The 7,638-nt window shown below is 35.9% G+C and carries 8 protein-coding genes; 3 read left to right on the top strand and 5 right to left on the bottom strand.

Translation table 11 applies throughout. The annotated features are described in order from the left end of the window. Positions 1-37 precede the first annotated feature (37 nt). Complete coding sequence (ffh, locus tag ACOVO2_RS15495; RefSeq protein ID WP_421770849.1) at positions 38-1,354, bottom strand: signal recognition particle protein; 1,317 nt, start codon at positions 1,352-1,354, stop codon at positions 38-40. Between the two features lie 189 nt (positions 1,355-1,543). Between ffh and ACOVO2_RS15490 the strand changes: the two genes are divergently transcribed. After that, a complete protein-coding gene (locus ACOVO2_RS15490) occupies positions 1,544-1,996 on the top strand; it encodes a DUF6934 family protein (protein WP_421770848.1) in 453 nt (150 codons plus the stop codon). Then, a complete protein-coding gene (locus tag ACOVO2_RS15485) occupies positions 1,989-2,141 on the top strand; it encodes a hypothetical protein (RefSeq protein ID WP_421770847.1) in 153 nt (50 codons plus the stop codon). The genes ACOVO2_RS15490 and ACOVO2_RS15485 overlap by 8 nt, the downstream gene beginning before the upstream one ends. Before the next feature lie 39 nt (positions 2,142-2,180). On the opposite strand, the gene ACOVO2_RS15480 is transcribed toward ACOVO2_RS15485, so the two are convergent. Continuing rightward, entirely contained in the window at positions 2,181-2,693 is a 513-nt protein-coding gene (locus tag ACOVO2_RS15480) for a DUF1697 domain-containing protein (RefSeq protein ID WP_421770846.1), read from the bottom strand. A 143-nt stretch (positions 2,694-2,836) separates the two neighbouring features. Here ACOVO2_RS15480 and ACOVO2_RS15475 point away from each other — a divergent pair, with 143 nt between their 5' ends. Then, complete coding sequence (locus tag ACOVO2_RS15475; RefSeq protein ID WP_421770845.1) at positions 2,837-5,119, top strand: hypothetical protein; 2,283 nt, start codon at positions 2,837-2,839, stop codon at positions 5,117-5,119. Positions 5,120-5,185: 66 nt separating this feature from the next. On the opposite strand, the gene ACOVO2_RS15470 is transcribed toward ACOVO2_RS15475, so the two are convergent. The 3 genes from ACOVO2_RS15470 to ACOVO2_RS15460 form a co-directional block, all read right to left on the bottom strand. Then, the gene (locus ACOVO2_RS15470) at positions 5,186-6,388 is read right to left on the bottom strand and encodes an NAD(P)/FAD-dependent oxidoreductase (RefSeq protein WP_421770844.1); all 1,203 of its coding nucleotides are present in this window, start codon (positions 6,386-6,388) and stop codon (positions 5,186-5,188) included. Between the two features lie 4 nt (positions 6,389-6,392). Continuing rightward, a complete protein-coding gene (locus tag ACOVO2_RS15465; RefSeq protein ID WP_421770843.1) occupies positions 6,393-6,884 on the bottom strand; it encodes a pyridoxamine 5'-phosphate oxidase family protein in 492 nt (163 codons plus the stop codon). A 103-nt stretch (positions 6,885-6,987) separates the two neighbouring features. Continuing rightward, positions 6,988-7,461: a hypothetical protein gene (locus ACOVO2_RS15460; protein ID WP_421770842.1), complete on the bottom strand. Its 474-nt coding sequence runs from the start codon at positions 7,459-7,461 to the stop codon at positions 6,988-6,990. Positions 7,462-7,638 lie beyond the last annotated feature (177 nt).

The raw sequence follows: 7,638 nt of genomic DNA, 5'->3' as shown, positions 1-7,638 counted from the left end.
ATTCGCTCATTGACCTTTTTATTTTCTAAGTAAAATCTTATTTAAAAGCCTTCATTTTACCACTCGATTGCATCTGATTCACTTTTTTCATCATGCTTCTCATTTGGTCGAATTGCTTCAAAAGATTGTTTACTTGCACAATATCAGTTCCGCTACCTGCGGCAATTCTTTTCTTGCGGCTACCATCAATAATATCTGGTTTTTCACGCTCTTTCGGAGTCATTGATTTGATGATGGCTTCGATTGGCTTAAACGAATCATTGCTAATATCAATGTCTTTGATTTGTGAGCCAACTCCTGGAATCATACCCATCAAATCTTTGATATTACCCATCTTCTTGATTTGCTCCAACTGCGTCAAGAAGTCGGTCAAGTCAAACTTATTCTCACGCATTTTTTTGTTCAAGCGGCGAGACTCGTCTTCGTCGAAAGCCTGTTGAGCTCTTTCTACGAGGGAAATCACGTCACCCATGCCCAAGATTCTACTCGCCATACGGTCAGGGTAGAAAATATCAAGGGCATCCATTTTCTCGCCCGTTGAAATAAACTTGATTGGTTTATTTACAACGGCTTTGATTGAAAGAGCCGCACCACCACGAGAATCACCATCGAGTTTGGTTAATACTACGCCATCAAAATCAAGTCTTTCGTTGAAGGTCTTAGCTGTATTTACGGCATCTTGACCCGTCATTGAGTCAACTACAAATAAAATCTCGCTCGGTGTGATGGCTTTCTTGATTTCTTCCACCTCTTTCATCATCACCTCATCAACTGCCAAACGACCCGCCGTATCGACAATCACGACGCTCTTACCTTTAGTTTTTGCGTAAGCAAGTGCATTTTTGGCAATATCAACGGCATTTTTGTTTTCAGGCTCAGCAAAAACTTCTACACCGATTTGCTCGCCCAATACTTGCAATTGCGTGATGGCCGCAGGACGGTACACATCACAGGCAACCAACAATACTTGGCGGCCTTGTTTTTTGATATACGAAGCAAATTTCCCCGAAAATGTAGTTTTACCCGAACCTTGCAAACCTGCAATCAAAACCACTGCTGGTGAGCCTTTTAGATTGACACTCTGAGCTTGTCCGCCCATGAGTTCCATCAATTCTTCCTGTACGATTTTTACAAATAATTGCCCAGGCTCAACCGCAATCATTACCTTACGGTCGATTGCCTTATCACGTACACGGTCGGTTACGTCTTTGGCAACTTTATAGTTTACGTCGGCATCCATCAAAGCACGTCTTACTTCTTTGACGGTCGATGCTACGTTAATATCGGTAATTCGGCCTTGCCCTTTGAGGGTTTTGATGGCCTTATTTAGCTTATCACTTAAATTTTCAAACATTTTTTAAATCAATATGTCGAATTCTTTCAAAAAAATATTTGCAAAGATAGTTTTTTTAGTGCCAAAAGCATAATAGATTTTTTGAATCATTTCTATTTTTAAAGAATAATTAGCATTTATATCGAAGCAATAAGTGGCGACAGTCCTATCTTAATATCGATTCACTGCAAATTTTTATATATTTGTTTCATGAATAAACCAAGTTATAAAATTGAAACATCGGCTGATGGACTTTGGTATGAGTTCGTTAGTGATAGTCAACATAAATCTATTAGAAAAGGGGTTGGTTATTATTTATACGAGGAAAATGATATTGAATATGCCGAATTGGCTTTTGGTGACATTCTGCCGAATGGAAATATTGATATAAAAGCTATATCTGACAATCAAGATATGGTCATTGTACTATCCACTGTTATTATTACTCTCTATAATTTCTTTGAACTATACCCTCAAAAAACTGTTGTATTTACAGGTAGTTCTGCATCAAGAAACCGCTTATATCGAGCAATAATTAGTAAACTTTTTGAGGAAGGAAGACAGTTTTTTGATGTTTCGGGGATAAATTACGATGGTTCGAAAGAATTATTTATAAAAAATAAAGACTATCTTGCATTTCAAATAAGCTTAAAAAATGAATAATAAACCAAAACTTCCAACATTCGACCGTTCGATTTTTACTGTCAATCATTCTTTGAATGACAAAATTGACTTGTTGACAAAAAACGAGGATTTTCAAGAAAACCATAAAAAATTACGTAAAATCCTAAAAAAATCAGCTATCTAAGTATCTCCGAATTATCCGCAATTTGGAAAACTACTCTATTCACTCAAGCATTTTTTCGAGTGTATTGATATTCCGAACGGTAGTGGTGCTTTTGTATTTTGCTTTGGCGGAGATTTTAGAAAAAGGAGTGTTCAAACTTTCGCCTTTTGGTACTTTCCAATAAAGAACGGTATCTCCTTTAGCTATTTCCTCATCTACACTTTCTGCAATAGTTGCCAGTTCTTCAAAAACGGATTCACTTTCTACAAAAATCACATAAGCGTGGTTATTTTCATCCTTTTGGAATGGATATTTAGCCACAATTTCGTCCAAAACATCAAAGTCATAAAGTAGCACAAAAGCCTGATAATGAAAGGTTTCTGTAAGCCCTTTTTCAAGAATTACCTTTATTTCCGAAATATTTTTCTCCGATTCAAAAACTACATTTCCTGTTTGTAAATAGGTTGTGGCATTTTGAAAGCCCATACTGTGAAAGGCATTTTTCAAATCGGGCATTTTGATTCGGATATTTCCGACGTTTATTCCTCTTAGAAAAGCAATGTATTTTTTCATAATTTAGTGTTATTCGGCTCAAAATCGGCCGTTTATTAATTGAGATGCGATAATAGAAAAGTATTTTGTATTTTTAGTTAAAACCCTTACAACTTTTCTCAGAAAATACAGTCAATAACCGCTGAACACTAAATCTAAAAAATATGAAAGCACACATTGCTACTCTCCTACTCCTTTTTTCTGCTATTTTCGTAAATGCTCAAGATTTGCTTTTGAGCGAAGACTTTGATTATCCAATTGGTGATAATCTGAATAAACACAACTGGAAACCACTCACGAGTACAAGCGATAATCCAATAAAAATTGTGTCGGGTTTGTCAAAAACAGGCTATTCAGCCTCGGGCGGGGCTGCTTTTTTGAACAAAAATGGGCAAGATGTGATTCGGTCATTTACGCCTGTTACTGATGAAAAAATCTACCTTTCGTTTCAAGTGGATGTGAAAAAATATTTTCCAATTGGTAATACTCATTATCCTAAGCAATTTAGTCCTTTGAGTTATTTTATGTTTTTGAGTTCCAAAGAAAATCCGACTGTTCCTTTACTGAAATTTTCATTAGTTTCTACAAATTTTGCAGGAATTAATTGGTATTTAGTCGTACGAGATTCAAAAAATGAGATACTATCATTGATTCCTGTTGGTAATAACACTGCGGATTTTAGTTTTTCATACCAACTTACTGGTACTGGTATCGGACAAGCGTATTTAAGAAATGAAAGTACCAATATCAGTGCATTTAGTGGCGATGGGTTTTATCCAAGCAAAGCTAAAATCACAAATATTAGTAATATTGTTTTAAGCCAAAGCGATATAAACGATGGAACAGAATGTGCAATAGATAGAATAAGAGTCGGAAAAACATGGGGTAGTGTAATGCCATGTGTGCCAAGTTTAGCTTATAAAGATAAATTTATATCTTCATTATCAGTATGGAAATATCTTGCAAATGGAGGAACTACAACACAAAATGTTAATCCCAATGACTTCAAAAAGGATGAAATTATTCTTAAAACTTGTGCTAATGAAGAAATATTATCTAATAGTTTGACGGCATATTTACACACAAAGATAGGTGCGGATGTTACTGATTTATCAGTAGTTGCTCCAAGTGGGTTTAAGGCTTTAACAAGTTATTACAATGAAACAAACTATACTTATACCAAAACCAATAATATACTAAAATCGTTTTACCATTATTACGACACTAACAACTCTTTAGACATTCTGTTAGTAGGAAATTCTGATAAAATAAGTCCGAATGGCAACCCTATTGCTGGTAGTGCTGGTGTTTATGAAGGTGAAATACACTTTACACCTGTTGGCGGATATTGTGAAAAAACTGTCTGGAAAATAAAAGGTATTATCGAAGACTGTGATAATAAAGCCGATTTACTACTTAAAGAAGATTTTGACTACACAAAGGGGGAAACACTTACCCAAAATAACTGGGAGGCACTCACGCCATCAAATACTAATCCGATAAAAGTCGTTGATGGTTTGGTCAAGAAAAACTATACTGCTTCGGGCGGAGCCGCTTATTTGAATAGAAACGGACAAGATGTAAAACGAGCTTTAAAAGCACCAGCCAATGACCAGATTTTCGTTAGTTTTCAGCTCAATTATAAAGCCATGCAGCGAATCAATAGTTTAGGTTGGAATTTCAGATGTGATGAATATCTAACTTCATTTCTGAACCCATCAAACTATTTTATGTTTCTTAGCTCAAAAGAAGAACCTACTCGACCACTTCTCAAATTTTCTTTGGTAAATACCCCCGTGTGTTTCGATTACATTACTTTTAATTCACTCGTTGTAAGGGATAAAAATGACCAAATTATTGCTGCTATCTCATTAGGAAATGAGGATTTAACAAAAAAGCAACCAAGCCCTGTCATAGACGTAAATTTTAGTTATTTTCTATCGGGAGACAAAATAGGAACTTCGAGTTTGACAACTTCTTATAGAGATTATTATTCTGGAAGGGTTTTAAACCAGTCAGTGAGTAAAGTGCGTATTCCAAACTTATCAAATATTGTATTATCGCAAAGCAGTATACTTGTGGGTTCGGAAGTGATTGTTGACCGAATTAGGATTGGTAAAACACTCAAAAGTATAACTGACGGCGTTTCTACTGTTGCTCAGACACAAAGCGATTTAGATACTGAACCCACCTCACTCAATGCCACTGTTTTCCCAAATACCACTGATGGAAAAATTGATTTATTAATCAATGAAAAAGCACCCGAAGGAGAATTTGAAATAATGATGAGCGATAAAATGGGCAATAAACTATACCAAAACTCAGGTACTTGGGAAAGCCAAAAGTCTGCGATTGAAGAAATTTTAAGCAAAAATGCTTCAGGACAGTATTTTTTGAGCGTAAAGCAAAATAATAATACAAAAACTATTCGGGTGTTTAGACAATGACGCTATTATGGTGGGTTTTCTCCAAGAAGCAAATGAGGCTACGTTTTGAATGTAGCCTCGTTTGTTTTATCTATCAAATCCAAAGATTTTTGCATCATTATTTTGCTTTCCTGTCAATTCATCACGAATGATTTCGGCAGCTAAGAGACTAAAAACGATGCCATTTCCACCAAAACCCATAGCAAAATAAGTATTGGGGCGTTCGTCTACTGCTCCGATATACGGTAAACCATCTTTGGTTTCGGCAAAAGTACCAGCCCATTTAAAATCGGTTCTGAAAAGCAAATCAGGAAAGAGTTTATTGAATTCTTTTTCTAACTGCATCGCCTTTTTATCGTTGAGGGCATCTCGTTTTTTAGGATTATAAAATTCTTCGTCTTTTCCGCCAATCAAAACACGGTTATCATCTGTTGTGCGTAAATACAAATACGGCCGAGCGGTTTCCCAAATGAGGCAGTTATCCAGCCAAAGCTCTTTTTGCTCGAAAGGTTCGCTCACGATGGCAAACGAAGAATTGAATTGTACTACTTTTTTTGATAAAAACTGCTGAGATTCATATCCACTGGCAATAATTAACTTCTTTGCATCTATTTTTAAGCCGTATTTGGTGATGAGTTCAACGCTATTTTTATGATGGATGATTTCGGTAACTTCTGAGTCATCAAAAACCTTCACACCGTTTTTCTGAGCAAAATCTAATAGATGGTGTGTAAATGAATAAGCATCAATTTGAGCTCCATCTTTCGACATCAAGGCGGCTGGGGCCGAAAAACCAAATTTGTTTTTGATTTCTTCTTCTTCCCAGTATTCTAAATCAATGCCTATTTGCTTTCTTAATTCATATTCTTTAGGCAGTTCTTTTGCATCACTTTTATTCGATGCGTAGTAGAAACTTTTACGCTCCGAAAAACCGACCTCAACGTTTAGTTCTTTTACTATTTTCTCTATTTTGGCAATGGCCTCAATACAAAGTTGGTAGCTGCGAGCGGCGTTTTCAAAACCTACGTATTCTTGTAATTGCAGAAGCGGAGTGTCGATTTCGTATTGTAAAAGGGCAGTGCTGGCACAAGTGCTACCCATACCGATTTTACGTTTGTCGATTAATATGGAAGAAATTCCAGCCTTTGCTAAATAAAAGGCTATTAATGAACCAGTTATGCCTCCGCCTAAAATTACTACTTCCGTACTTGCCGATTTCTTTATGGATGGGAAAGACTGAATAATTCCGCTTCTCATCAACCAGAAAGGTTCTTCTGTTCTTAAATCCATTGCATTACATTTTTATAACTTTGTGTGAATCTTCGTCTGCTTCAAACTTTTCCGAACTAAAAATAGCTTTTACAATCTTGGCTAAAGTCAGTATTTTATTCGAGCCACTGTCCCAAACCTCAGCTTCATTCACTTTTATCTTTACCAAAACCAAATTGGGGTCGTCAACTCCTTTCGGAAACCATGCTTTGGCCAGAGGTGTCCACAATTCTTCTTTCTTGGCTTTATCGTTGATGATTTCGGCATCGCCATTGATTGAAATATATACATTATCCGTTGGCTCGGCGTATGAGAGCTGTATGCTATCTTTGAGCGAGATTTCTTTCACTAAATCGGTTTCGATACTCGTAAAAAACCAAATGTATCCGTTGTCTTCTATCTGACTGGTGGTCATGGGGCGGCTATGTATTTTATTGCCTTTGCCAAGCGTTGACAACATACCAAACTTCACCGAATCAATGATTTGAGCGATTTCTTTAAATTCTTGATTTTCCATTTTGTTGTATGTTTAGTAAAAAAGTAAACGTAACACGAAACTGAAACAAAAATTGATTGTCAGCAACGTGCCACGTTTTAATCTGGATATATATAAATCCTTGCTATGAAGGAAGAAGTTTATTATCCGAAAAGGTTATTTCTAAAACCTGCATCATGTGATGGATATTTGAAACATATTTATTCATGATGTTTTTTAGCTTCGGGAAATACCTAAAATCAAAAAACTGCATGGCTTTTTGGTATTTGCCTTTGAGGTATTCGTCACCAAATTTGCAAGAAATAACTATCGTCGGAATATTATCCGAATTTTGAGCCATGCCAAAATAAAACTGAGGTTGGCTTAGTTGTAAGTCATCAAATAGCACTTTCTTTTCGCTGTCTTCTATGGCCTCATTGAATATCAATTCAAGCTCTTTTACCATTCGATTAGAATCATTTAGCTGTTCCTGAAAATGGCTATTCAAATCATGGTTTGCTGTCATGCCCAAGAGTTTTTCGTAAACACGGGCTCTTGATAAATTGATTTTGAAAATGCTTACCAGCTCCCTCAAAATGTCATTGCTATTGTTTTGCATTTTTATATTTGGCTTAAATCGTTTACTTGTTTGTATATGATTTCCATAAAGCAGCAGTCAGCTAAGCACATCATTTTGGAATATTTTTTATCTAAAACCAAAATTTCAAATAAACAAAAGAACTAATCATAGGGGTAGCAGATTTAAAAGTTGTGCAGATTTTGTTATCCCTATATA

The sequence above is a fragment of the Emticicia sp. genome (assembly GCF_049241225.1).
GTDB lineage: Bacteria > Bacteroidota > Bacteroidia > Cytophagales > Spirosomataceae > Emticicia.
This window is presented reverse-complemented; position numbering and strand designations above follow the sequence as displayed.